We start from the raw sequence: 23,236 nt of genomic DNA, 5'->3' as shown, positions 1-23,236 counted from the left end.
AGCAAATGTAAAGGTCTGCGCCATCGCAAGCGGCAGCGTTTATATTGATAACCGTTGATTGCATTCTCCCCCTCCCACTTGACAATGGGTTCTACCCCGCGGTGCCGCTAGCCCGCGGGGATTTTTTTGGAACTTACTGCGCGGCGCGCCTTGCGCCCTGCGATGCTCACTGCCTCGGCGGCCCCGTACTTGCGTACAGTTCCGCTTCTCGGCCACAAATCGCATCCGCTCGCTACAGTTCCCCTTCAATCAGGCAAGCTTCGGCGTACCTGCCGACAATTGCGTCAAGGCATCGCCAGCCACGCGGCAGATGCGCCAGTCCGGCATCACGTCCGCGCCCATGCCCTTGTAGAAGTTGATCGCGTTTTCATTCCAGTCCAGCACCGACCATTCGAAACGGCCGCAATCGCGTTCGACGGCCAGTTGCGCCAGCGCTACCAGCATCTGCTTGCCATAGCCCTTGCCGCGCACCGATTGCTTCACGTACAGGTCTTCCAGGTACAGTCCCTTGCGGCACAGGAAGGTGGAAAAATTATGGAAGAAAAGGGCGAACGTCACGACCTCGCCATTTTCCTCGCCCACCAGCGCTTCGCAGGCGCGATGGGCGCCGAACAGGCTGTCGTGCAGCATGGATTCCTTGGCGATCATCATGTGTTCGAGTTTTTCAAACACGGCCAATTCATGGATCATGCCGAAGATGGCGGCCACGTCGGATGCGGCCGCGGGACGGATGGCGAGGGAGGAAGAGATGCTCATGTTGCCTTCGTTGATGGAGTGGTGGAAAGGGAAGCAATGGTACTCGTCTTGCGCGCGCCCGAGGTGAGAGCCCAGGCCACGCTGGACAGGCACAGCAGCATGCCCACCCATTCGATGGGGGCGGGCCGGTAATGCTCGAACTGCACCGACAGCAGCACGGAAATGACGGGCGTGACGACGCCGATGTACACGGTCTTTTGCGTGCCGATGCGGGCGATTAACGTGAAATACGCGCTGAAGGCGATTACCGAGCCGAAGATGGCCAGGTATACCAAGCCCATCCAGTAACTGGGGCGCGTGGGCAATTGCCAGGACTGGCCCGTGGCGATGGCCCAGACGGCCACCATCAAGGTGCCCCACAGCATGGTCCAGGCCATGGTCAGCATCACGTTGCCCGAATGTTCGCGCACTTTCATGACGAGGGCGTTGCCGGCCGTGCTGGAAATGGTGGCCACCAGCGCCAGGATAAAGCCCAGCAGAAAATGCCCATTGCCGCCTCCCAGGATATCGTGCAGCGCCGCGCCGATGGACTGGTAAAACAGCAGCACGATGCCGCAGATGGCGACAAACGCCGCGCAGCAGGTGCTCCAGGTGATCGGCGTGCCGAAAGCGATGCGGTTGAGCAAGGGCGTCCAGAACACCATCAGCGCAAACAGCACGCTGACGAGGGCCGAGACCAGGTATTGCTCCGAGCTGTAAGTGCATACATAGCTGAGGGCAAACGAGGCCAGGCCTTGCAGCAGCATCCATTTTTGCGCGCGCCAGGGCAGGCGCAGGGTGTCGCCGCGCAAGGCGCACCAGGCAAACAGGGTGGCGGACGCGAGGCCGAAGCGGTAGACCACGGAAACGGCGGGGGCGACATCGCCCAGCTGCAAGGTGATGGCCCAGAAGGTGGAGCCCCAGATCAGGCAGGCAATGATGAACAGGAGAGGAGAGGACATCGCGCAAGTATACGGGCATCGCGTGAGGATGGCGAGTCTTGGTCGAGCTTGCTCACAGAGCGGTCAGGAGACAGCCGGGCATTGAGCCAGCGCAGTGCTTCTGGAAAATGTTGAATTTATGAAAATATTTACTTTATTATCAAGTAAATATTTTCTGAATTGCATCTTTGAAAGGAAGCCGCCATGCCAGCCTCACTGCAGATCAAAGTCTGGAGCGTGCTTGTGTATGTCCTTGTGACCGCTGTGATTGCCATCTGGCTGCACCCGTCTGCCTTGCTCGCTGCCGGCGCATTCGGCTGAGCGCATGCGCCGGCAAGCGGATCAGTGCGTGACGCGGGTCTTGCGGCCATCGGACAGCAGGCGCACGCGCTCGCCCGGGCGGAACAGCTCGTCCGCGTCTTGCACGATGGCGCGCATGTCGCCATTGTCCAGGCGCACGGTGATTTCCAGGCCGGGCTTGTTCGAGGCATTCGCTTCGATGCTCTTGCCGGCCATGCCGCCGGCAACCGCGCCGAGGATGCTGGCAGCGATGGCGCCCTTGCCGCCGCCGACTGCGGAACCGGCGACGCCGCCCAGTGCCGCGCCAGCCAGCACGCCCGTGCCCGTTTCGCCCTTGTCGATGCTTACCTGGCGCACGGATTCAACTGTACCCATGCGAACCGATTGTTCATTCTGCGCCTGGCGCGCGTTGTAGACATTCGCCGAGTTCGGTTGTACGGCGCAGCCGGCCAGGGTGGCGAGCAATGCCACTGCAATAATTGGTGCTTTCATGTGGAACTCCTTGGACAAAAGTGAAGGTGCCGATTACGTCGACCGGCAAGAAATTCTGGTATTACTTATCATAAGGACACTTGCTGCAGATAACTAGTTACGAATAGTAATAAACTGTTACTGCACAGTTGCTATCAATACGCCAGCCGCAGGCGCCGGTACAAGAATCCCAGCACGAACAGCGGACCCACCAGTAAAAAGCGCACGTCGTCGAAGAATGACGGTTTCTTGCCTTCGATCTGGTGGCCGATGAACTGGCCGATCCAAGCCAGCACGAACAGCGCCAGCGACACGGGCAGGATGGTCAGCGCCGGCATGAGCTGCAGCAGGCCCAGCATGGCGGCCAGCATCAGCAGCATGCCTGCGGCAAACGGACGCGACAGCTTGTAATAATAGTATAAGGCGAGAATACTGCCGAGCAGCGCCACGCTGGGATGCGCGCTCCACAGCAGCCCCAGCAGACTGAACACGATCAGCGGCACGCACACGATGTGCACCCATTCATTGACGTGGTTGCGGTGGCTTTCGCCATACTGGGCCAGCAGGGTGTCGATGGTGCGCATGGGCGGTCTCTGGTGTAGGAATAGTTGTCCGGGGATTCTACACCGTCGCGTGGCCGGGTAAAATGATCCTTCATTTTCCCTTTCGGACCGCTCATTTGAATAGCCCAGCCTTCCTGCCAGAGCATGCCGCCGACCCGCGCAAGCGCTGTTTCGATCCCGTCGTCGACGCCGATACGCGCTTGCTGATACTGGGCAGCCTGCCCGGCGAAAAATCGCTGGCGCAGGGCCAGTACTATGCACATCCGCAAAACAAATTCTGGATGCTGCTGGGCGAGGTGCTGGGCGTGGAGTTGACCAGTCTGCCTTATGAGAGCCGTCTGGCAACCTTGCTGGCGCACGGCGTGGGCTTGTGGGACGTGGTGGCGCAGGCGCAGCGCGCGGGCAGCCTGGACAGCAATATCCGCTTCCGCGACGACAACGATCTGGTGGCCCTGGCGGCCAGCCTGCCACGGCTGCAGACGATCGCTTTCAATGGCGGCACGGCGGCAAAGCTGGGCATCAAGGTGCTGGGCGAGCACGCGCAGCGCTACCGCATCGTCAGCTTGCCGTCGAGCAGTCCCGCCTACACCTTGGCATATGGCGCCAAGTTGCTGCAGTGGAAAACACTACAGCCCTTGTAAAGCTTATGCTGGCGCGTACGGCTGCGCTTCCAGCGGCTGTCCCTTGGCATCGAATTTCAGCGCCACGGACAGTTGCGTCACGCCGATGGTGGCCAGTGCGTCGCAGATGTCGTCGACTTCGTCCTGCAAGTCGGCAGCCAGGTCCAGCGGCTTGTCGGCGCTGTGCAGCAGCTGGCCGCCCGCCGTGCTGACATTGACGCGCAACAGCATTTCGCCATGTTCATCGGCCGGGCCGACGACTACCGAGACTTCCCCGGGCGCCACCTGGTTTTCCGCCAGCGCGTGGTTGATGCCCGACATCATCTGCAGCATCGCATATTCACTCATGCCTTGTTCCTTGCCGCCATGGAACAGATCCTGGTAGAGGAAACTCACTTCCAGCGCGCTGCCGGCCGGCGCCAGGCAGCGTTTCACCAGCTCGCCCACTTCCGTCGTCCATTGCTGGTAGCGGGCCATGCGCGCGTCGAACCAGGCGTCGAGCGCCGCTTCATCTTTCGGTTCCGCATAGAACGGGTCGTCCACGCGTTTCAAGGCAAAGCCCAGCAGGAAGCGCAGTTCGATGGCCGTGTCTTGCGGGCCGAAAGCCGTCTCGCTCCAGCCGACGATGCTGCTTTCCAGGCCCGGTGTCGCGACGATCTTCTTGTCCGTCATCGAAGAATACGCATCGCGCACCATTTCGTGCAAATGGCTGTAGGTGATGCGGTCGATTTCATCGAGGTCGTAGGCATGGCTCATCAAGACCACCTTGGCCTTGGCGCTTTCCAGTTCTGCCTGCTGGAAACTTTTCACCAGCGCTTCGAAAGCGTCCTGGTCCTGGAAACTGTCCGCTTGCTGCAAGCCGCCCGTGCTTTGCACCAGCAGCGGTACGACAAAGGCATTGATTTCCATGGACGGGGCGTTGTCGCGGCGAATCACGGAAATGGATGCCGCTTCCTCGATGTGGCTGCGCAGGTACTGGTAGGCGCCCACGTCTTCGTATTTCGAACGCTCGATGGCGTCGTACAGGATTTCATCCTTCTTTTGATTCAAGGCCTTGCGGATCAGGCGGCCAAATTCGACGGCTTGCTCGGCCAGCACCGTGCCCTGCGAATCGCTGTCTTCCTGCTCCGCCAGGTTCAGGGCCATCGTGCACAGCATGCGCGTGACGGACTCATCCTTGTCTTCAGGCGTGTTGGCGGATTTACGGGGGACAGGGCGCTTATTTTTGGGCATGGCGATCAACAGGTTAAGTAAAATGGGACAGGCGAACGGGCGCCAAGGCTGTGTGCCTGGCGCCGGACAGATCATACAGGCGGACGCGGCCGCCTGAAACCTCAATGGTCGGTATCGAACATCTCGTGCAGCTCGTCGAGCAGGTCGGCGGCTTCTTCCTGCGACAGGCCGAGATGCTGGCAGGCAAGTTCACCGCCCTTGTCCCACTCCAGCGAGGTGCTGTTGCCATGGTAGCGCTGAATGCCCTTTTCGGCCAGCAGCGACAGGGCGACGAGCGAACGGATGGCGTCGTCCGTGGACGGGTCGGCCAGCACCGTGTAGTCGTGGTGGTGCAAAATGGCCCAGGAGACATCGGAGGACAGGCCCCAGTTGCGCGCCAGCAAGCAGCCGATGGCCGCGTGGTTGGTCTGGTGGCGCGCGTCTTCCAGGCTGGTAAAGCAATTGTGTGCATCGTTGGCCGCCGCCGCGTACGTCTTGACGTAGTCGGGGAAGCGGTTCATCAGCAGCGGCACGCCGATATCGCAGAACAGGCCGAAGGTGTGCGCGATGTCGGGCGGGGCGATGCGCAGCTTGCGCGAGGTAAATACCAGGGCGCGCGCGCGCTTGGCCGACACGTCCCAGAAGTTGGTCAGTTCCACGCCTTCCGCTTCCAGCGCCTGGCGTGCCAGCAAGCCCGTCATCATGGCGCTGCACTGGTTGATGCCGAGAAAGTTGATGCCTTGCTCGACGGACTTGGCCTTGCGCGCGGCGCCGTAGAACGGCGAATTGGCCAGCTTCAGCAGTGCGCCGGACATGCCGACGTCGTCGGCGATGATGCGCGCGATGCGCCGCGGCGACGGATCCTGCTCCGCCAGTTCGCGCTGCAAGTCGACCAGCAGGCTGGGACGCGGCGGGATACGGATGGAACGCATCAAGGCGTCAACCGGATCTTCCTGCACTACCTGCTTTTGCGCTGCCGCTCTCATCATCACGCTTTCATCATCATTTTTGTGCCCGGTGCTTATTCTGCCACGCACTGGCGCTGCCCGCTGCATGAGCGTCTGGCGCAGTGCCCGACGATTATCGCTGTTTATGCGTGGCAATAGTTCATCTCAACAATATATTCTGGAAAAAATCCCTGTTTTGACCTTGTCCATACGCTATTTTCCGCATTTTACGACGCTGCCCATCCCGATATATATGATCAAAAAATCAAGTTTTATTCGTTTTTAAGATGTGGCAAGGCATGCGGCCGGATGCGCGGCAGTACAATTGCCGCATGAAAAAACTCCTGGCCGGTATCGATTTTGCGGACGATTCCAGCAGCGTGGCGCGCCAGCTGATCGGCGTGACGGTGCTGGTTGACGGCGTGGGCGGACGCATCGTGGAAACGGAAGCGTATGACCGGCTCGATCCCGCTTCGCACACGTATGGCGGCATGACGCCGCGCAATGCGGCCATGTTCGGCCCGCCCGCGCACGCCTATGTCTACCGTTCCTACGGCATCCACTGGTGCCTGAACTTTGTGTGCCGCGAAGCGGGCCACGGCGCGGGCGTGCTGATCCGCGCCATCGAACCCTTGGAGGGCCTCGACATCATGCGCGAGCGGCGCGGCGTCGAGGAACTGCGGCTGCTGTGTTCGGGGCCTGGCAAGGTCTGCCAGGCGCTCGGTGTGAGCCATTTGCACAACCGGCTGGCGCTCGATGCACCGCCGTTCATGCTGTTGCCCCGCGAACAAGAGGTGACGGTGCAGGCGGGCTTGCGCATCGGCATTTCCAAGGCGATGGACACGCCGTGGCGTTTCGTGCTGGCCGGCTCGCGCTATCTCAGCAAACCGATGCGCGCGCCAGCCGCCTAGCTGCGGCGGCGCTGCGGCGTCGTGTTTGTGCCGGGCAAGGCGGACTTGCCGCGCAGCGGGCTGTGCAGTGCGCGCCTGTCCTGCTGCGCACTGGCCGGATGCTGGAACGCTTCTGCTTCGGTAGGGCCGCTCGGCGCGGCGGGGCGCTCGTCCAGGGTAAAGACGCTGACTGCCGCCGACAATTTGACGGCCTGGTCCTGCAAGCTGGCCGCCGCTGCCGCTGCCTGTTCCACCAGGGCCGCATTTTGCTGGGTGACGTCATCCATTTGCGTGACGGCCTGGTTCACTTCCGTGATGCCCGAGGCCTGCTCGGCGCTGGCCTCTTTGACGCGCTGGATGATTTCATTGACTTGCTGCACCGAGGCCACGATGGCGCCCATGCTGTCGCCCGCTTGCTGTACGGCCGCGCTGCCGCCATCGATGGTGGTGACCGAGGTGGCGATCAGGGTCTTGATTTCCTTGGCCGCCTGCGCCGAGCGTTGCGCCAGGGTGCGCACTTCGGACGCCACCACGGCAAAGCCGCGGCCTTGCTCGCCCGCGCGCGCCGCTTCCACCGCGGCGTTCAGCGCGAGGATATTGGTCTGGAAGGAAATACCGTCGATCACGCCGATAATATCCACGATCTGGCGCGAATTGGCGCGTATTGTCGCCATCGTCGCCACCGCCTGCTGCATCGACGCACCGCCTTGCACGGCCAGGGTGGAGGCTTGCCCCGCCAGTTCGCAGGCCAGCTGGGCGTTGTCGGCGTTGTCATTGACGGCTTGCGTCAGCGCTTCCATGGCGCTCGACGTTTCTTCCAGCGAACTGGCTTGCATTTCCGTGCGCGCCGACAGATCCAGGTTGCCGGTGGCAATTTCGCGCGACGCCGTGTCGATCGATTGCACGGCGGCCATGATGGTGCGCAAGGTCTGGTTCAGGTGGGCGATGGTCTGGTCCAGTACGCGCGAGGTGGCGGCGATCTCGTCATTGCCCTGCTTGGGCGCACCGGCGATCAGCTTGCCCGCCGCCAGGTCTTGCACGGCGTCGGCGATGCCGCGGATTTCCACCAGCATGGCGCGCCGCACCAGCATGGTCACCACGATGGAGGCCAGGATGGAGAGCATGACGGTCAGCAGCAAGCTCCAGCCCAGGTTGCGAAACTCGGCGCTGGCCGTTGCATGGGCCTGGCTGCTGAGCGTCGTTTCCAGGGCAGACAGCTGCGCCAGCTGCGTATTGAACTGGCCGAATTGCGTTTCCGCCTTGAGCATGGAATTGGTGGCGATCGACTGGTCCATCTGCGCCATTTCCATGGTTTCCAGCACGGCCTTGCGGTAGCCGGCCAGGGCCGTGATGGCGGCATCGACCAGGCTGCGTTCGGCGCCCGTGGCCGTGGAACGCAGCGTGGCCAGCTGGGTGCCGATGGCCGCGTGACGCGCTTTGATCTGTTGTTCCAGCGCGTCGATGCGGGCCTTGGCGAAACTGCCATTCGTCCACGACAGCAATTGGTACATATTACCGTGCACGTGCTTGGCCTCGCCGACGATGTCGGCGGCCGCTTTCAGATGCGCGATGCGCACCAGCACCATGTTTTCCAGCGAGGTGTTTTGCCGCACCATGCCATACCAGGCACCGGACGAGCTGAGTATCAGCAGCAGCAAGACCAGGGCGGGCGCCAGCAATAATTTTGGTCCGATGCGTAATTGATTGAGCATGCTTGACTCCTGGCTATGGCTGTTCCAACCGCAGGCGGCGCGCGGCGTTCGTGTACGCCGCCCTTGCCTTATTTTTTGTAGATGCCCGCTTCCAGCACCACGTCGTTGACGCGCAGGATGTACGTGGTCTTTGGCTCGATCTTGCCGCTGGTGGGATTCTTGTACTGGTAGTCGACCCAGCCCTTGCCCTGCTTTTGCGCCAGCTCAATGATTTCACGGCGATATTTCTTGCCATTCGCATCAGGCACGTCCGTCAAATCCTTGCCCACGATGGAAGGATTGATGGGGTGGGCCAGCACGATGCCCGTCTTGATGTCGCGCATGTCCACATACAGCGAGCCCTGCACGAAGTCGGGATCTTTCGCCGTGATTTTCTTCATCATTTCTTCCTTGCCATGCGCCTTCATGAAGGCGGCGCCCCGTTCGGCCATGGCGATGGCGTCTTTTTCCGTTGCTTCGACGGCGGCATTGACGCTGCCGCCGGCAAAGGCCAGGCACAGCAGACTACCCGTGAATAAGCGTTTCATGACAGCTCCTTGTGAGTATCGATGGATGTATTGCCAAGCCGTAATTTACGTCGTCGAGGGGCCCATCAAATTGCGATGGAACAAACTAAGGTGTTGCTTGTAGGCAGTGAACAACGTATCGGAATGCTTGTTGATGTGTAGCAATTTGGTTCCATGTGGCAAGAATTATGATGACTTTCACAGCATGCCGAGCTTGGCTGGCATGAGGGAAGAAGAGGCTGAAATTGGCTGACATAGGGCTGGTTTCATGCAAGTTATCGCTATTTACTGGCAAGGAGCTTATCGTGTCCGCACTCATTACCGAGCCGTTTTCACCCAAGTTCAAGCCGTATACGCGGCAAACCATTCATCAGGCGCGGCAGTGGGAATGGCTGCCGGAAGAGCAACGTGTAGCCGTGCAGGTGGTCTCGCACGTCTTGCCATTTCGCACCAACGCCTATGTGCTTGACCAGTTGATCGACTGGAACAACATCCCTGACGACCCCATCTACCGCCTCGTCTTTCCCCACCGCGACATGCTGCCGCCCGAGCAGTACGCGCACTTGCGCGACCTGGTGCTGGTCAAGCAGGACAAGGCTGCCATCGATGCCTATGTGCAAGGTATTCGCCTGGGCATGAATCCCCATCCGGCCGGGCAGATGACGCACAACGTGCCGCGAGTCAACGACGCGCCCGTGCGCGGCTTGCAGCATAAATATGCGCAAACGGTGCTGTTTTTCCCCAGCGCTGGGCAGACCTGCCACGCGTATTGCACCTTTTGCTTCCGCTGGCCCCAGTTCGTCGGCATGGACGACATGAAGTTCGATGCGCGCGAGTCGCATGAGCTGGCCGCTTACCTGGCACTGCATCCGGAAGTGACGGACGTGCTGATCACGGGTGGCGACCCGATGATCATGAACACGCGGCAACTGGCCGCCTACCTGGAGCCGCTGCTGGCGCCGGGTCTGGAACACATCCAGAACATCCGCATCGGCACCAAGGCGGTGGCGTATTGGCCGCAGCGTTTTGTTTCCGACCGCGATGCGGATGATTTGCTGCGCCTGTTCGAGCGCGTCGTCAAGGCGGGCAAGAACCTGGCCGTGATGGGCCATTACAGCCACGCCGTCGAGTTGCGCCAGGATATTGCGCAGCAAGCCGTGAAACGCATCGTCTCCACGGGCGCCACCTTGCGCATGCAGGGGCCGCTGATCCGCCATATCAATGAAGATCCGGCAAGCTGGGCCGAGCTGTGGCAGACGGGCACGCGGCTGGGAGCGATTCCCTATTACATGTTTGTCGAACGGGACACGGGGCCGCGCAGCTATTTCGAATTGCCGCTGGCGAAGGCACATGAAATCTTCCAGGCCGCCTACCAGATGGTGTCCGGCCTGTCGCGCACGGTGCGCGGGCCCTCCATGAGCGCGTTTCCCGGCAAGATCGTGATCGATGGCATCGTCACCATCAATGGCGAAAAACTGTTTGCCCTGCAATTTTTGCAGGCGCGCAATCCGGATTGGGTGCGCCGGCCGTTTTATGCGAAGTTCGATGCGGAAGCGACTTGGATCGACGATTTAAAGCCCGCATTCGGCCACGATAAATTTTTCTTTGAAACGGATGAGCCTATGCCGCAGTTGCCGCATAAAATCATCCGCCTGGCACAGGCCGCCTGAGCATGCACGGCGCCGGCGCCTCTTCCCGCTCCGGCGTGGCCGTGTTTTGCCTGGTGTTCCTGCCGTTCGCGCTCGGGCATTATTTGTCGTGCCTGCTGCGCGGAGTGAATGCCGTGCTGACGGCGGAATTGCTGGGCGCCATCGCCATGACGCCAGCGCAGCTGGGCCTGCTGACCAGCGCCTTTTTTCTGGCCTTTGCGCTGGTGCAATTGCCGGTTGGCATGGTGCTGGACCGCTACGGTCCCCGCACGGTGCAACTGTGGCTGCTGGCGTTGGCGGCCCTGGGTGTATGGCTGTTCAGCCGGGGCCACAGCTTTGCCGAGCTGATGTGGGCACGTACCCTGATGGGCGCCGGGTTGGGCGGCTGTTTCATGGCCGCCGTGAAAGCGATCTCGTGCGCCATTACGCCAGCGCGCCTGCCTTCCGTGCATGGTTACCTGATCGCCGTGGGCGGCCTGGGCGCGGCCACGGCCACCACGCCCGTCAAGCTGGCCCTGCACTACACGGACTGGCGCGGCGTGTTCCTGGGCCTGGCGCTGGCGGCGCTGGCCATAGCCTTGCTGATCCGCCTGCTGTCGCCGGCCATGCCCGCGCCTGCCGCTGGCATGAACAAGGTGAACAAGATCAGTGTGTGGAGTGTCTATCGTGACTCAGCCTTTCGCCGCACCATCGCGCTGATCCTGCTGCCGCACACGGTGTTCTTTGGCGTGCAGGGCTTGTGGGTGGGCCGCTGGCTGGCTGACGTGGGCGGCTTGTCCGATGACAATGTGGCGTATTTGTTGTACTTGGGCATGGCGGCCGTCATCTTCGGCGCCATCGGCATGGGCATGCTGACGGAATGGGCCGGGCGGCGCGCGATTGAACCCATGCAAGTGGCAGGCGCCGGCATCGTCCTGTTCATTGCCGTGCAAGTGGCGATGGCATGCAATGTGGTGCCCAGCCTGCCCATGCTGTCCGTGCTGTTTACCTTGCTGGGCACGGTGACGGGCCTCGAATATGCGATCGTCGCGCAAAGCATGCCGGCCAGCTTGACGGGCAGGGCGTCCACCTGCCTGAACTTGCTCATTTTCACGGGCGCTTTTCTGGTGCAGGCGGGTTTTGGCCTGATCCTCGGCTGCTGGCCCCTGAACAGCTTGCAGCAGTATCCGCCGCAAGCGTACCAAGTGGCGTTTGGCGTGCTGGCGGCCTTGCAACTGCCGGGACTTGCGATGTTTTTCATTCACCGCTACAGGCGTGCCGGGCCATCCGGTAAAATGGCAGCCTGCACAGTGGCAATGATCAACTCCAAGGAAGACTATGAAACTCGTTCGTTATGGACGTCCAGGCAAGGAAAAACCGGGCCTGATCGATGAAGAAGGCAAACTGCGCGACCTGTCCGGCGTGATTGCCGATATTGACGGCGCGCAATTGTCCGACAAGGCCTTGCGCAAGCTGGCCAAGCTGGACGAAAAGACCTTGCCCCTGGTGCGCGGCAATCCACGCTTCGGCGTGCCGCTGGCGAAAGTCGGCAAGTTCATCGGCATCGGCCTCAACTACGCGGATCACGCGGCCGAGGCCGGCATGGCTATCCCCGCCGAACCCATCGTCTTCATGAAGGCGATCACTTGCCTGAATGGCCCGGACGACAATGTCGTGTTGCCAAAAGGTTCCAAGAAGACGGATTGGGAAGTGGAACTGGGCGTGATCATCGGCACGCGCGCGCAATACGTGAGCGAAGAAGACGCCCTGAAATACGTGGCCGGCTATTGCGTCGTCAATGACATTTCTGAGCGCTCGTTCCAGCTGGAACGGGGCGGCCAATGGGATAAAGGCAAGGGCTGCGACACCTTTGGCCCCATCGGCCCGTGGCTGGTGACGCGCGATGAAATCATCGATGAGCAAGACCTGGACCTGTACCTGGAAGTCAACGGCAAGCGCATGCAGACTGGCAATACGCAAACCATGATCTTCACGGTGGCGCAGATCGTCAGCTACCTGTCGCAATTCATGACACTGGAACCGGGCGACGTCATCGCCACGGGCACGCCGCCGGGCGTGGGCCAGGGCCGCAAGCCGCAGCGTTTCCTGAAAAAAGGCGACAGCATGCGCCTGGGCATCCCCGGCCTCGGTGAACAGCAGCAGGACGTGGTCGCCTGGACTGCCTGATGGCGGGGGGTGATATCGACCGCTTGCCGCCGCTGCCGCTGAACCAGCTTGACCAGCAGCAGCGGGCCGCCGCGCAAGCCATCATCGATGGCCCGCGCGGCGCGCTGTACGGCCCTTTCGTGCCACTGATCCGCAGCCCCGAGCTGATGGAAACGGCGCAGCGCATGGGTGAGTATTTGCGCTACCGCAGCGCCATCGGCACGCGCTTGTCGGAACTGGCGATCCTCGTGACGGCGCGCCAGTGGGACCAGCAAGTCGAGTGGGCCATCCACGCGCCGCTGGCCGTGCAGAACGGCATCGCGCAGGCGGCCGTGGACGCCATCGCGTCGCGTCGCGTGCCGCTTGCCTTGAAAGAAGACGAGCAAGCCGTGCACGATTTTTGCATCGAGTTGCAGCAGAACAAGAGGATCAGCGACGCCACGTATGCGCGGGCGTTGACGCTGTTCGGCGAGCACGGCGTGGTCGACTTGATGGGCATCAATGGCTACTACACTTTCCTGGCCATGGTCATGAATGGGGCGCAGACGGCCGTGCCGGCCTTGGGCGTGACGCCCTTGCCCGCCTGATGAGCGGAGTTTAGAGGAGTTCTTCGGCAAAGATGGACAAAGTGTAATGAAGTTGCAATTATTCAATATATAATTTTACTTCCCTTCCATTGCTAAAAAGCTCAATGAAAACTCGTCCGTGCTTCACCCTGATGGGCCGTGCCTTGCTGGCGCTGGCCCTTTCTTTTTCCCCCTTGATGACGGTGCGTGCGCTGGCCGCCGAGACGGCCGCCAGCGCCAGCGCTTCCGCCCTGGAAAATTCCGTCGTCAAGGTGTTTTCCACCCTGCGCGGGCCGGACCCGTATAAACCCTGGAGCAAGGCCGCGCCGCAAGAGGTGACGGGTTCCGGCGTCGTCATCGAAGGCCACCGCATCCTTACCAATGCACACGTGGTCGGCTATGCCAGCCAGGTGCAGATCCAGGCCAATGGCGCCGGCGACAAGATACCGGCGACCGTGCTGGCCATCTCGCGCGGCATGGACCTGGCTTTGCTGAAAATCGACGATGACAGTTTTTTCGCCAGCCACAAAGCCGTGCCGCGCGCCAATGTCTTGCCCGACGTGCGCGATGCCGTGCTGGCGTATGGCTATCCGACGGGCGGCACCTCATTGTCGATCACCAAGGGCATCGTTTCGCGCATCGAATTCGTGCGCTATAACTTCCCCGTGTCCGGCTTGCGCATTCAGATCGATGCAGCCATCAACCCGGGCAATAGCGGCGGCCCCGTGATTGCCGGCGAGAAGATGATCGGCCTGGCCTTTGCCGGCATGCTCAATGCGCAAAACATCGGCTACATCATCCCCAACGAGGAAATCGAGCTGTTCCTGCGCGACCAGGAAAGTGGCGCGCCCAAGGGCAAGCCGGCCATGCGCGACGTGACGCAAACGCTGGAAAATCCCGCACTGCGCACCTATCTGAAGCTGGCCAAGGGCGTCGAGGGCGCCGTCGTGATGTCGCCGGCCAGCAAGGATGCGGCCTATCCGCTCAAGGAGTGGGACGTCATCACGCATATCGGCGATTTTCCCATCGACAACCAGGGCATGGTCAAGCTGAACGCCAACAGCCGCGTGCGCTTCCAGTACCGGGTGCAGCAGCTGGCGAAAGACGGCGAATTGCCGTTGACGGTGGTGCGCCAGGGCGCGCCCCTGAAAGTCAAGGTGCCCGTCTCGGCCGCGCATCCGATGCTCATCAGCGGCTTGCAGGGCAATTACCCGTCCTATTTCATCTTTGGCCCGATGGTGTTTTCGCGCGCCAGCACGGAATTCATGGCCGCGCCCAATGGCAACCCGGCGATCTTGGGCGGCATGGCGTTTGCCGGCAATCCGCTGGCCACGCGGCGCGGCGATGCGCCCGATAGCGAGCGCGAAGAACTGGTGGTGATCGCCGCGCCATTCTTCCCGCACAAGCTGATGAATGGCTACAGTACGCGTTTCTTTTCGGTCGTCGATTCCGTCAACGGCGTGCGCGTGCGCAGCCTGGCGCACCTGGTGGCCTTGCTGCGCGACCAGACGGATGAGCTGCTGACGTTCCGCTTCCAGCAGCGCGATGCGGAAATGGTCGTCGTGCCGCGCAAGGAGATGCTGGCAGCGACGGAATCGATACTGACGGACAACGGCATCCGCTCGGAAGCGTCGCCCGACATGCTGAAGATATGGAATGAGAAAATGCCGGCGAGTAAATAAGAATACCTATCAAAACCTACTGCGCGTCGCGATTTGCGGCCTCCGATGCTCACTGTGCTAAAGCACAGCTCCGCTTCTCTGCCACAACTCACTGCCGCTCGCTACGGTTTTGTTAGGTATTCGCGGCGTTTCGCAAGACAACAGGCGCGGCGCACACCGCGCCTGTTTTATTTAGGCGAGGACTTTTTTCAGCCACGCGCCGATGGCGTCGATCTCTTCCTGGCACAGCGAGTGCTGCATCATGTATTCATGCCATTCCACCTTGTAGCCCATGCCGGTGAGCAAGTCGCGCGACTGTTGCGCGCGGCCGACCGGCACCACGGGGTCGGCCGTGCCGTGCGCCATGAAGATCGGCGTTTCCAGGCTGGCCGGCGTGCGCTCGGCTGCCGTCTTGTCGGCCAGCGGCAGGTAGCCGGACAGACACATCAGGCCGGCCAGCGGTTCCGCATGGCGCAAGCCCGTTTGCAGGGTCATGGCGCAGCCTTGCGAGAAGCCGGCCAGGATGATGCGGCTGGCGGGGATGCCGCGCGCCTTTTCGCGCGTGATCAGCGCCTCGATTTGGGCTTGCGAGGCGCGCAGTCCAGCCTCATCTTCGCGGCGCACCAGGTCGTTTTCGCGGATGTCGTACCAGGCGCGCATCACGTAGCCGTTGTTGATGGTGACGGGCATGGTGCCGGCACTGGGGAAAATGAAACGGATGGCGGGACAGCCGCGCAAATCGAGTTCTTTTACCAGGGGCACGAAGTCATTGCCGTCGGCGCCCAGGCCGTGCATCCAGATGATGGAAACGGTGGGGTTCGGGGCGCTGTCGAGTTGTATGGTTTCCAGCAAGGTGCTCATGTATTTTCCTCAGGTAAAGGTTGCGCCGGACGCAGCGCCGATTTCGGACGGAAGGCCTTGCAGATGGCCGGATCGGTTTCCATGTAGGGACCGCCGATGAGGTCGATGCAATATGGCACGGCGGCAAAGATGCCGTTGACCAGTTGCACGCCGTCGGCGTCCTTCAAGCCTTCCAGGGTTTCCTTGATGGCTTTCGGCTGGCCGGGCAAGTTCATGATCAGGCAAGCGCGCTCGGGCGTCTCGCGGATCACGGCCACCTGGCGCGACAAAATCGCCGTCGGCACGAATTGCAGGCTGATCTGGCGCATCTGTTCGCCGAAACCGGGCATTTCCTTGCTTCCGACGCTGAGCGTGGCGTCCGGCGTCACATCGCGCCGCGCCGGCCCCGTGCCGCCCGTCGTCAGTATCAAATGGCAGTGGTTCAGGTCGACCATGTCGATCAAGGTGTTTTCAATCTGCGAGCGCTCGTCCGGGATCAGCCGCTTTTCCAGGCGGAACGGCGTACGGATGGCGGCAGACAGCCAGCTTTCCAGCGCGGGGATGCCCAGGTCTTCATACACGCCGCCGCTGGCGCGGTCCGAGATCGACACGAGGCCGATAATCAATTCGTCTTCTATCGTGGTCATGGGGCACCTGTCTATGTCGTAAAAAAACCGGGCTGATCCCGGTTTTTAGCTACTGTCGGGGTCAGACCCGCCGGGTCTGACCCCAGTTGCTTATTCGTCTTCGTCGCCTTCAACGTCATCTTCGTCGGCATCTTTCTTGCCGCCGTTTTTCTTCTTGGCGATCTCTTTCAAGATCTGGAAGATTTCGCGGTAGGCTTTCGGCGGCTTGTTCTCGGCTTGCTCCTTGCGGGCATTGCGGATCAGGGTGCGCAGGTGTTGCACGTCCAGCTCCGGGTTTTCCGACAGCAAGACGGTCAACGCCTTGTCGTCCGTCAACAGCTTGTCGCGGCGGCGTTCCATCGCGTGCATATTGGCCGTATCGGCTTTCGACAAGCCTTTCCAGCTATCGATGGTGCGTTGGATGGCGGCAACTTCTTCTTCATCCAGGGTGCGCATTTTCTTGCCCACGTATTGCAGCTGGCGGCGGCGGCCTTCGTGATCCTTGATTTGCTGGCATTCGAGAATGGCGTCGCGCACGTCTTCCGGCATCGGGACGCGCTTGACGCGGTCGCGTGCTTCATTGACGAGTTCTTCGCCCAGCTTTTGCAGGACGGTCATCTGGCGCTTGAGTTCCGACTTCGACGGACGTTCATATTCCTGTTCGAATTCGGTGGATTGGAAGCCGCAAGCTCCCCGGTTTGGATTTGGCATGATAAGGCGGGATTGGCCGCGTAGGCCGCACCTGTAAACTGTAAACGACTGCTATGATACCCTTTTTAGCGGCTTTCCGAAGAAAACAGCGCATGAACGACTCCGTATTTACCCATAGTCAAGAGCAATTGCAGCAACTGGCCCGTGATGTGTTGTCTTTTGCGCGGGAAGCGGGCGGTACCGACGCTGCCGTCGAAGTCAGCGAAGGCGGTGGCCTGTCCGTTTCTGTACGAAAAGGCAAGATCGAGACGATCGAGCAAAACAAGGACAAGGGCATGGGCGTGACCGTGTTTGTCGGCAAGAAACGCGGCAATGCCAGCACCTCCGATTTTTCGCCATCGGCCCTGCGCGCCACGGTGGACGCCGCCTACAATATCGCCCGCTTCACGGCCGAGGACGATTGCGCGGGCCTGGCCGACGCCGACCTGCTGGAAATGTCTCCCCGCGACTTGCAACTGTTCTATCCATGGCGCATTTCCGCCGAGGAAGCCGTCGTGCTGGCCCAGCGGGCCGAAGCGGCTGCATTTGCCGTCGACCCGCGCATCACGAATAGCGAGGGCGCCAGCGTGCACGTGCAGCAATCGCACTTTGTGTCCGCCAATTCACGCGGCTTCATCGGCGGCTATCCGTTTTCGCGCCACACCCTGTCCGTGGCGCCCATCGCCGGCAAGGGCGCCAAGATGCAGCGCGACGACTGGTATTCGTCCGTGCGCGACGCCGCCAAAATGGCTAGCCCGGAAGCCATCGGCCGCTACGCCGCCGAGCGCGCCCTGTCGCGCCTGAATGCGCGCAAACTGGGCACGCGCACTTGCCCCGTGCTGTTCGAAGCGCCGCTGGCTGCCGGGCTGCTCGGTACCTATGTGCAAGCGACCTCGGGTGGCGCCCTGTACCGCAAATCCACTTTCCTGAACGACTCGCTGGGTACGCAAGTGCTGCCCTCGCACGTGCAGATCTTCGAAGATCCGCACGTGATCGGCGGCGTCGGTTCCGCGCCGTTCGATGAAGAGGGCGTGAAAACCGTCAGCCGCGACGTCGTCAAGGATGGCGTGGTGCAAGGCTATTTCCTGTCGACCTACACGGCCCGCAAGCTGGGCATGCAGACGACGGGCAACGCGGGTGGCTCGCACAATCTGTACCTGACGTCCAGCCAGACGGCCGCCACCGATGATTTCGTTGCCATGCTGAAAAAGCTGGGCACGGGCTTGCTGGTGACGGAACTGATGGGGCAGGGAACGAACTACGTGACGGGCGACTATTCGCGCGGCGCGTCCGGTTTTTGGGTGGAAAATGGCGTGATTCAGTATCCGGTGGAAGAAATCACCATCGCCGGCAACATGAAAGACATGCTGCGCAACATCGTCGCCGTGGGCGCCGACGTCTTGCGCCGCGGCACCAAAGAGACCGGTTCCATCCTCATCGAGAGCATGGTGGTGGCGGGCGGCTGAGGCGCAAGCCTGTGGCGTGCGCCCGCTGCAAGCTGCTTGATGCCTTGCGGCAGGCGGTGTCTCAGTACTCTTCCCACTCGGTCTCGGCGACCGCGGCCTGTGCGACCGCCTTGTCTGCTTTCCTGGCCGGTGCGGCACTGGCAGTGGCCGTGACGCGTGGCGCGGCGGCAGGCTTGGCTGGCGCGCGGATGGCTGGAACCGGAACCGGTGGCAGCGCTTGCATGCCGTCGAGCTTGAACACGCTGACGGCTTCGGCCAGGATGCCGGCCTGATCCTGCAACGCTTCGGACGCGGCTGCCGCTTCTTCCACGAGGGCGGCATTTTGCTGTGTCACGGCATCCATTTCCGTGATGGCCTGGTTGATCTGTTCAATCCCCGCTTCCTGTTCGTTGCTGGCGGACGTGATCTCGGCCATGATGTCCGTGACGCGGCGCACGCTGTTGACGATCTCTTCCATGGTGCTGCCCGCCTGGTTCACGAGGGTGCTGCCGAGACTGACCTGATGCACGGAATCGTCGATGAGGATCTTGATTTCCTTGGCTGCTGCGGCAGAGCGGTGGGCCAGGTTGCGCACTTCCGTGGCGACGACGGCAAAGCCGCGGCCCTGCTCGCCCGCCCTGGCCGCTTCCACGGCCGCATTCAGGGCCAGGATATTGGTCTGGAAGGCGATGCCGTCGATGACGCTGATGATGTCGACGATTTTCCTCGACGAGGCATTGATCGAATCCATGGTCGTGATGACTTCCGCCACTACCTGGCCGCCCTTGCTGGCCACGCTGGAGGCCGATTGCGCCATCTGGTTGGCCTGGCGCGCGTTTTCGCCATTCTGCTTGACGGTCGAGGTCAGTTCCTCCATCGACGAGGCCGTTTCTTCCAGCGAACTGGCCTGTTGCTCCGTGCGCGAGGACAGGTCCATATTGCCGGAGGCGATTTCGCGCGAGCCGTGTGCGATGGCATCCGTGCCATGGCGCACGCGGGCCACGATGTCTTGCAGATTGTCGTTCATCTCTTTCAGGGCGCGCAGCAGCAGGCCCGTTTCATCGTTGCCGCGCGCATCGATGGTGACCGACAAATCGCCGGCCGCCACCCGTTGCGCCACCTCGACGGCTTCGGCTATGGGCCGGCTGATCGAGCGGCTGATCAGGACGGCCAGCACGATGGCGATGGCCGTCGCGGCGAGCGACAGCGACAGGGTCAGGATGATGGCCATGCGTCCGTCGGCGGCGGCTTGCTTGCCTTCGCTTTCCATCAGTGATTCCTGGAAGCTGGCCATGGCCGCCAATGCCGTCAGGAATTTTTCTTGCGGATAGCGCAGCTGTGTCAGCAGGAAAATGCCCGCCGTTTCCGATTTGCCTTCTTGTAACAGCTTGATATTCGCATCGCGCGTCTTGCCATACGTTGCGCGGCTGCTCATCACGGCCTGGAGCAGCTCCTGGCCTTTGGGCGTATTGACCAGGGTTTTCAGTCGCGCCAGCAATTCCACGTTCTTCTTGATCGACGCCTGCACCTTGGCCACGGAACTGCTGACTTCGTCGGCATCGTTGGCACCGATGATGGCGATGCTCAGGAGACGGGCCTGGACATTGACCTCGGACTGTATCGTATTGGACAGCATGACCTTGACATAGCGGTCATTGACAATTTTTTCCGTCGAGGCATTGATGTTGCGGATGCGGCTGATGGAAACAAATGCCACCATGGCAAGCAGGACAATGATCAGGCCGAAACTGAAGGCCAAACGGGTACTGATTTTAAGCTTGGACATAGGGTATTCATCCTCGACGTAAAGCGGAAAGCGTGCGCTTGGCATGGTCCTGCGGACAAGCGGCGCCTGTGCATGACGATGCTGATGCGGTCAGTTTGCGTTACAGAAAGCTAATTCGGCGGGGACAGGGCCGTGGATGTGTATTGCCGGTGGCGGGAAGTCGTGGCGACCTGCCCGGCCGTATATTCTTGCGGGGCCGCGCAGCGTGGCACGGCCCGATTCTGTTGAATAGTGTAGGACGATAATTTCTGACAGGCAAGATGTTTGCGAAAAAAACCATTCGTCCAGCAACGCTTGCCGTGCGGTCAAAAAAAATGCCCCGGCGAGCGGGGCATCGGGTTCACGCGGGCCGGTCCGGCCCTGGCGCTCAGGCGCGCAAGGTCGACAGGATAGGCTGCAGCACGGCCGCGCCCAGGGCGGCGCTGCGGGCGCCGCTCCAGCCCGTTTGTGGGTCGGGATCGTTGGCATTGTCCTTGAACGGCAGTTCCAGGGTCAGTGCCAGGCAGCCGAACGCGTGCGTGATGTGGGGCGAACCCATGGTCAGCACTTCCGGCGTGAACGGGCCGTCTTCATAGCCGTGCTCGTCCTGGAAGTCGGGGCTGGCCACCTTGAAGTCGGCAATGAAGCGGTCTTGCTCGGCTTTTTGTGCCGGCGTGAAGTTTTCCAGCGCGTCGCTGCCAGCCACGAATACATATGGCAGACCTTCGTCGCCATGCACGTCGAGGAACAGGTCGCAGCCGATTTCATGCATCTTCTGTTTCACCAGGAACACTTCCGGGCTGCGCTCCATGGTCGGCGTCATCCATTCGCGGTTCAGGTTGGCGCCGGCCGCGTTGGTGCGCAGGTTGCCATGCACGGAACCGTCCGGGTTCATGTTCGGCACCACGTAGAAGACGGCGTCTTGCAGGCACTGGCGGGCAAATGGATTGGCCTGGTCCAGCAAGGCCTCGAGCATGCCTTCCACAAACCATTCGGCCATCGTTTCACCGGGATGCTGGCGCGCGATGACCCAGACTTTTTTCTCGGCATCGGCGTCGCCGACGACCAGCAGATTCATGTCGCGGCCTTCCACGGTGCTGCCCAGGTCGATCAGGCGCACCAGCGGCGACGCTTGCGCGCTGTCGATCAGGGCCAGGTGGCGGTCCCATGGATACGGTTCGAAGTAGGCGTAGTACACGCTTTCTTCTTCCGGCGTATGTTCGATGGTCATCACCGTGCCGTCAAAGCTGGTCGGCACGCGGAACCAGGTTTCGCGGTCATAGCTGGCCACGGCCTGGTAATCTTTCCAGCCGTCAGGATAGGCCGACTTGCCGGCATTCATGAAGCGGATCGTGCACGCCTCGCCTTGCGCGCCTTGCAGGCGGAAGTAAAACCACTGCGTGATGTCGGCGTGGGAATCCTTGCGGATGTTCAGCTCGATGGAGTGGGCATCGTCGGCGCGCAGCACCTCGATCGCGCCGGCGTCGAATTGCTGGCTGATTTTAATGGTCATGTGTGTTCCTGATAAAAACGTATGGGTTTTGCATCGTGTGCAATGGCGCGATGATACCCGTTTTAGCCGCGCCTTTGTGCTGGCGCAAACGATGGCGGACGTGCTTTGCTAACGTGATAGCTCCAACACGGGGAGGGCATCATGGACGACAATGGCAAGCACATACACGAACTGGAAAAGAAAGTCAGCGCCCTCAGCGACGCGCTGGCGCACCTGGGCAAGGGCACGACCTTGCAGGAATTGCTGCGCATCCTGCGTTTCCCCGGCTATACGACGCCGGCCGAATTTACCTTCAACGTCGCCATCCTCGACACCATGCTGGTGCAGGTCAATGCGCTGGAAAAGCTGGGGCAGGATTTGCTGGCAGGGGCCAAGCAAGTAGTGGTGAAGCAGTGAACGCCTGAGAAAATGCCCATGGCGGCGTTGCGTTGCCTTGGCGTACTAGTCGTACTGCCTGCGGCCACGCGCCTGGCCCTGAACATTTTTCAGACGTTCAAGTAGTCAGACCGCCAAAACGTTCAAAAAACCATGGCTCAACATTCGGCGCCTGCTCGTCCTCGCGCCGCAGGGTGGCCAGGATGTGTTCTTCGGCGGTCGCATAGGTGATGCGGTACAGGTCGCGCGCCAGCGCATACGCTTGCGTGCCGGGCCACGGTTCGGGCAGCAGCTCGACGGGCAGTTGCGGGTCGTGCAATTGCACGCGGCGGTAGGCGTGCGTCAGCAGCGAGCGGATGACGAACGCCTGCTCCGCATCGAACACGGGTTCTTCCTGCAGCAGGGTCAGCAGGGGCTGGAAGCTGGCGATGAATTTTGCGTAGCCGGCCATCACTTCCGACAAGTCCCAGCAGTCGCCCACCATGTCGCGCAGGGGACGCGTGCTCACGCCCGGCAATTCCGTGGTGTGGCAAACATAGAGCTTGCCCTGCACCTCATTGCGCACGAGGATATCTTCCAGCGCTTCCGCATTGCTGGCCGGGTGGCCAAAGATGCCGGGAGAAATCAAGCCATAGCCAGCCCATAACAATTCCTTGCGCAGCGCGCCCCGCTCGGCGGCGCCGATGCTGCCGGCCGGCCCGATCACCAGGGTCCAGCTGCCATCCCAGTGCACGACCAGCGGCGCATAGATGCGGCGGTAGGCGCGCTCGAAGCGGGCCAGCGCTTCCGGGCGTATCGTATAGGCACTGCGGCGGCCGTCGCGTTGCGAGCTGAGCCAGCCTTCCTGCGCCAGGCGGAACACGCTGGTGCGCAGCAAGCGGTCATTCACGCCAAACGGTGCCAGCAGTTCGATCAGGCTGCCCAGCCAGATGGCGCCGCCGCGCGGCACGATGGCGTCGCCGAAAATCGTCATCACCAGGGACTTTGAGCGCGGTGGGTCGCTTTCCAGGAAATCGGCTATCCATGCCGTGCAGCGGGTGTTCTTCATGTGGTTCCGGTCTGGC

The 23,236-nt window shown here is 61.5% G+C and carries 23 protein-coding genes; 9 read left to right on the top strand and 14 right to left on the bottom strand.

Annotated elements, in window-relative coordinates:
• Nucleotides 1–249: 249 nt before the first annotated feature.
• From CLU91_RS13310 to CLU91_RS13295, 4 genes are all read right to left on the bottom strand, one after another.
• A complete protein-coding gene (locus CLU91_RS13310) occupies nucleotides 250–756 on the bottom strand; it encodes a GNAT family N-acetyltransferase (RefSeq protein ID WP_100874547.1) in 507 nt (168 codons plus the stop codon).
• A complete protein-coding gene (locus tag CLU91_RS13305) occupies nucleotides 753–1,697 on the bottom strand; it encodes a DMT family transporter (RefSeq protein ID WP_100874546.1) in 945 nt (314 codons plus the stop codon). Before CLU91_RS13305 ends, CLU91_RS13310 begins: the two co-directional genes overlap by 4 nt.
• Before the next feature lie 321 nt (nucleotides 1,698–2,018).
• Nucleotides 2,019–2,468, bottom strand: coding sequence for a glycine zipper 2TM domain-containing protein (locus CLU91_RS13300; protein ID WP_100874545.1), 450 nt, complete (start codon nucleotides 2,466–2,468; stop codon nucleotides 2,019–2,021).
• A gap of 134 nt (nucleotides 2,469–2,602) precedes the next feature.
• A complete protein-coding gene (locus tag CLU91_RS13295; protein WP_100874544.1) occupies nucleotides 2,603–3,031 on the bottom strand; it encodes an Mpo1 family 2-hydroxy fatty acid dioxygenase in 429 nt (142 codons plus the stop codon).
• A gap of 95 nt (nucleotides 3,032–3,126) precedes the next feature.
• Here CLU91_RS13295 and CLU91_RS13290 point away from each other — a divergent pair, with 95 nt between their 5' ends.
• Nucleotides 3,127–3,651 carry a DNA-deoxyinosine glycosylase gene (locus tag CLU91_RS13290; RefSeq protein ID WP_232730736.1) on the top strand — a complete coding sequence of 175 codons (525 nt, stop codon included), beginning with the start codon at nucleotides 3,127–3,129 and terminating at the stop codon, nucleotides 3,649–3,651.
• 3 nt (nucleotides 3,652–3,654) lie between these two features.
• On the opposite strand, the gene CLU91_RS13285 is transcribed toward CLU91_RS13290, so the two are convergent.
• Nucleotides 3,655–4,863, bottom strand: coding sequence for a hypothetical protein (locus CLU91_RS13285; RefSeq protein WP_100876720.1), 1,209 nt, complete (start codon nucleotides 4,861–4,863; stop codon nucleotides 3,655–3,657).
• Nucleotides 4,864–4,964: 101 nt separating this feature from the next.
• Nucleotides 4,965–5,831, bottom strand: coding sequence for an HDOD domain-containing protein (locus tag CLU91_RS13280; protein WP_100874542.1), 867 nt, complete (start codon nucleotides 5,829–5,831; stop codon nucleotides 4,965–4,967).
• Nucleotides 5,832–6,121: 290 nt separating this feature from the next.
• Here CLU91_RS13280 and CLU91_RS13275 point away from each other — a divergent pair, with 290 nt between their 5' ends.
• Entirely contained in the window at nucleotides 6,122–6,700 is a 579-nt protein-coding gene (locus tag CLU91_RS13275; RefSeq protein ID WP_100876719.1) for a DNA-3-methyladenine glycosylase, read from the top strand.
• On the opposite strand, the gene CLU91_RS13270 is transcribed toward CLU91_RS13275, so the two are convergent.
• Both CLU91_RS13270 and CLU91_RS13265 read right to left on the bottom strand, forming a co-directional pair.
• The gene (locus CLU91_RS13270; protein WP_100874541.1) at nucleotides 6,697–8,391 is read right to left on the bottom strand and encodes a methyl-accepting chemotaxis protein; all 1,695 of its coding nucleotides are present in this window, start codon (nucleotides 8,389–8,391) and stop codon (nucleotides 6,697–6,699) included. The two genes, CLU91_RS13275 and CLU91_RS13270, sit on opposite strands and share 4 nt — an antisense overlap.
• Nucleotides 8,392–8,459: 68 nt before the next feature.
• The gene (locus tag CLU91_RS13265; protein WP_100874540.1) at nucleotides 8,460–8,918 is read right to left on the bottom strand and encodes a cache domain-containing protein; all 459 of its coding nucleotides are present in this window, start codon (nucleotides 8,916–8,918) and stop codon (nucleotides 8,460–8,462) included.
• 284 nt (nucleotides 8,919–9,202) lie between these two features.
• Here CLU91_RS13265 and CLU91_RS13260 point away from each other — a divergent pair, with 284 nt between their 5' ends.
• The 5 genes from CLU91_RS13260 to CLU91_RS13240 all read left to right on the top strand — a co-directional run bounded on the left by CLU91_RS13260 (nucleotide 9,203) and on the right by CLU91_RS13240 (nucleotide 14,939).
• Nucleotides 9,203–10,567, top strand: coding sequence for a KamA family radical SAM protein (locus CLU91_RS13260; RefSeq protein ID WP_232730735.1), 1,365 nt, complete (start codon nucleotides 9,203–9,205; stop codon nucleotides 10,565–10,567).
• A gap of 2 nt (nucleotides 10,568–10,569) precedes the next feature.
• Nucleotides 10,570–11,919: an MFS transporter gene (locus CLU91_RS13255; protein ID WP_198521324.1), complete on the top strand. Its 1,350-nt coding sequence runs from the start codon at nucleotides 10,570–10,572 to the stop codon at nucleotides 11,917–11,919.
• Nucleotides 11,864–12,712: a fumarylacetoacetate hydrolase family protein gene (locus tag CLU91_RS13250; protein WP_100874538.1), complete on the top strand. Its 849-nt coding sequence runs from the start codon at nucleotides 11,864–11,866 to the stop codon at nucleotides 12,710–12,712. Before CLU91_RS13255 ends, CLU91_RS13250 begins: the two co-directional genes overlap by 56 nt.
• Nucleotides 12,712–13,278, top strand: a complete 567-nt coding sequence (locus CLU91_RS13245) for a carboxymuconolactone decarboxylase family protein (protein ID WP_100874537.1) — start codon at nucleotides 12,712–12,714, stop codon at nucleotides 13,276–13,278. Before CLU91_RS13250 ends, CLU91_RS13245 begins: the two co-directional genes overlap by 1 nt.
• A gap of 104 nt (nucleotides 13,279–13,382) precedes the next feature.
• Nucleotides 13,383–14,939, top strand: coding sequence for a S1C family serine protease (locus CLU91_RS13240; RefSeq protein ID WP_232730734.1), 1,557 nt, complete (start codon nucleotides 13,383–13,385; stop codon nucleotides 14,937–14,939).
• Between the two features lie 171 nt (nucleotides 14,940–15,110).
• Here CLU91_RS13240 and CLU91_RS13235 read toward each other — a convergent pair whose 3' ends face one another.
• The 3 genes from CLU91_RS13235 to yjgA all read right to left on the bottom strand — a co-directional run bounded on the left by CLU91_RS13235 (nucleotide 15,111) and on the right by yjgA (nucleotide 17,095).
• Nucleotides 15,111–15,779: an alpha/beta hydrolase gene (locus CLU91_RS13235; protein ID WP_100874535.1), complete on the bottom strand. Its 669-nt coding sequence runs from the start codon at nucleotides 15,777–15,779 to the stop codon at nucleotides 15,111–15,113.
• Nucleotides 15,776–16,405 carry a molybdopterin adenylyltransferase gene (gene mog / locus CLU91_RS13230; protein ID WP_100874534.1) on the bottom strand — a complete coding sequence of 210 codons (630 nt, stop codon included), beginning with the start codon at nucleotides 16,403–16,405 and terminating at the stop codon, nucleotides 15,776–15,778. The genes CLU91_RS13235 and mog overlap by 4 nt, the downstream gene beginning before the upstream one ends.
• A gap of 90 nt (nucleotides 16,406–16,495) precedes the next feature.
• Nucleotides 16,496–17,095 (bottom strand): ribosome biogenesis factor YjgA, encoded by a 600-nt coding sequence (yjgA, locus tag CLU91_RS13225; RefSeq protein ID WP_100874533.1) that lies wholly within the window; start codon nucleotides 17,093–17,095, stop codon nucleotides 16,496–16,498.
• 92 nt (nucleotides 17,096–17,187) lie between these two features.
• Here yjgA and pmbA point away from each other — a divergent pair, with 92 nt between their 5' ends.
• On the top strand, nucleotides 17,188–18,540 hold the full coding sequence (pmbA, locus tag CLU91_RS13220; protein ID WP_100874532.1) for a metalloprotease PmbA: 1,353 nt from the start codon (nucleotides 17,188–17,190) through the stop codon (nucleotides 18,538–18,540).
• Between the two features lie 61 nt (nucleotides 18,541–18,601).
• On the opposite strand, the gene CLU91_RS28705 is transcribed toward pmbA, so the two are convergent.
• Both CLU91_RS28705 and CLU91_RS13210 read right to left on the bottom strand, forming a co-directional pair.
• Nucleotides 18,602–20,305, bottom strand: coding sequence for a methyl-accepting chemotaxis protein (locus tag CLU91_RS28705; RefSeq protein ID WP_100874531.1), 1,704 nt, complete (start codon nucleotides 20,303–20,305; stop codon nucleotides 18,602–18,604).
• A 367-nt stretch (nucleotides 20,306–20,672) separates the two neighbouring features.
• Nucleotides 20,673–21,797, bottom strand: coding sequence for a M14 family metallopeptidase (locus tag CLU91_RS13210; RefSeq protein WP_100874530.1), 1,125 nt, complete (start codon nucleotides 21,795–21,797; stop codon nucleotides 20,673–20,675).
• 141 nt (nucleotides 21,798–21,938) lie between these two features.
• Between CLU91_RS13210 and CLU91_RS13205 the strand changes: the two genes are divergently transcribed.
• Nucleotides 21,939–22,193, top strand: a complete 255-nt coding sequence (locus CLU91_RS13205; protein ID WP_100874529.1) for a hypothetical protein — start codon at nucleotides 21,939–21,941, stop codon at nucleotides 22,191–22,193.
• Nucleotides 22,194–22,290: 97 nt separating this feature from the next.
• Here the strand turns inward: CLU91_RS13205 and paaX are convergent, their stop codons facing one another.
• On the bottom strand, nucleotides 22,291–23,220 hold the full coding sequence (paaX, locus tag CLU91_RS13200) for a phenylacetic acid degradation operon negative regulatory protein PaaX (protein ID WP_100874528.1): 930 nt from the start codon (nucleotides 23,218–23,220) through the stop codon (nucleotides 22,291–22,293).
• Nucleotides 23,221–23,236 lie beyond the last annotated feature (16 nt).

The organism is Janthinobacterium sp. 64, assembly GCF_002813325.1.
Classification (GTDB): Bacteria; Pseudomonadota; Gammaproteobacteria; order Burkholderiales; family Burkholderiaceae_D; genus Janthinobacterium.
Note: the sequence above shows the minus strand (reverse complement) of the source record. Positions and strands in the feature narration are given on the sequence as shown.

Bases quoted from the DNA above. Each gene is read 5' to 3' on its own strand.
- CLU91_RS13310 (WP_100874547.1), bottom strand. From the start codon at position 756: ATGAGCATCTCTTCCTCCCTCGCCATCCGTCCCGCGGCCGCATCCGAC.
- CLU91_RS13305 (WP_100874546.1), bottom strand. From the start codon at position 1,697: ATGTCCTCTCCTCTCCTGTTCATCATTGCCTGCCTGATCTGGGGCTCC.
- CLU91_RS13300 (WP_100874545.1), bottom strand. From the start codon at position 2,468: ATGAAAGCACCAATTATTGCAGTGGCATTGCTCGCCACCCTGGCCGGC.
- CLU91_RS13295 (WP_100874544.1), bottom strand. From the start codon at position 3,031: ATGCGCACCATCGACACCCTGCTGGCCCAGTATGGCGAAAGCCACCGC.
- CLU91_RS13285 (WP_100876720.1), bottom strand. From the start codon at position 4,863: ATGCCCAAAAATAAGCGCCCTGTCCCCCGTAAATCCGCCAACACGCCT.
- CLU91_RS13280 (WP_100874542.1), bottom strand. From the start codon at position 5,831: ATGATGAGAGCGGCAGCGCAAAAGCAGGTAGTGCAGGAAGATCCGGTT.
- CLU91_RS13275 (WP_100876719.1), top strand. From the start codon at position 6,122: ATGAAAAAACTCCTGGCCGGTATCGATTTTGCGGACGATTCCAGCAGC.
- CLU91_RS13270 (WP_100874541.1), bottom strand. From the start codon at position 8,391: ATGCTCAATCAATTACGCATCGGACCAAAATTATTGCTGGCGCCCGCC.
- CLU91_RS13265 (WP_100874540.1), bottom strand. From the start codon at position 8,918: ATGAAACGCTTATTCACGGGTAGTCTGCTGTGCCTGGCCTTTGCCGGC.
- CLU91_RS13255 (WP_198521324.1), top strand. From the start codon at position 10,570: ATGCACGGCGCCGGCGCCTCTTCCCGCTCCGGCGTGGCCGTGTTTTGC.
- CLU91_RS13250 (WP_100874538.1), top strand. From the start codon at position 11,864: ATGAAACTCGTTCGTTATGGACGTCCAGGCAAGGAAAAACCGGGCCTG.
- CLU91_RS13245 (WP_100874537.1), top strand. From the start codon at position 12,712: ATGGCGGGGGGTGATATCGACCGCTTGCCGCCGCTGCCGCTGAACCAG.
- CLU91_RS13240 (WP_232730734.1), top strand. From the start codon at position 13,383: ATGAAAACTCGTCCGTGCTTCACCCTGATGGGCCGTGCCTTGCTGGCG.
- CLU91_RS13235 (WP_100874535.1), bottom strand. From the start codon at position 15,779: ATGAGCACCTTGCTGGAAACCATACAACTCGACAGCGCCCCGAACCCC.
- mog (WP_100874534.1), bottom strand. From the start codon at position 16,405: ATGACCACGATAGAAGACGAATTGATTATCGGCCTCGTGTCGATCTCG.
- yjgA (WP_100874533.1), bottom strand. From the start codon at position 17,095: ATGCCAAATCCAAACCGGGGAGCTTGCGGCTTCCAATCCACCGAATTC.
- pmbA (WP_100874532.1), top strand. From the start codon at position 17,188: ATGAACGACTCCGTATTTACCCATAGTCAAGAGCAATTGCAGCAACTG.
- CLU91_RS28705 (WP_100874531.1), bottom strand. From the start codon at position 20,305: ATGTCCAAGCTTAAAATCAGTACCCGTTTGGCCTTCAGTTTCGGCCTG.
- CLU91_RS13210 (WP_100874530.1), bottom strand. From the start codon at position 21,797: ATGACCATTAAAATCAGCCAGCAATTCGACGCCGGCGCGATCGAGGTG.
- CLU91_RS13205 (WP_100874529.1), top strand. From the start codon at position 21,939: ATGGACGACAATGGCAAGCACATACACGAACTGGAAAAGAAAGTCAGC.
- paaX (WP_100874528.1), bottom strand. From the start codon at position 23,220: ATGAAGAACACCCGCTGCACGGCATGGATAGCCGATTTCCTGGAAAGC.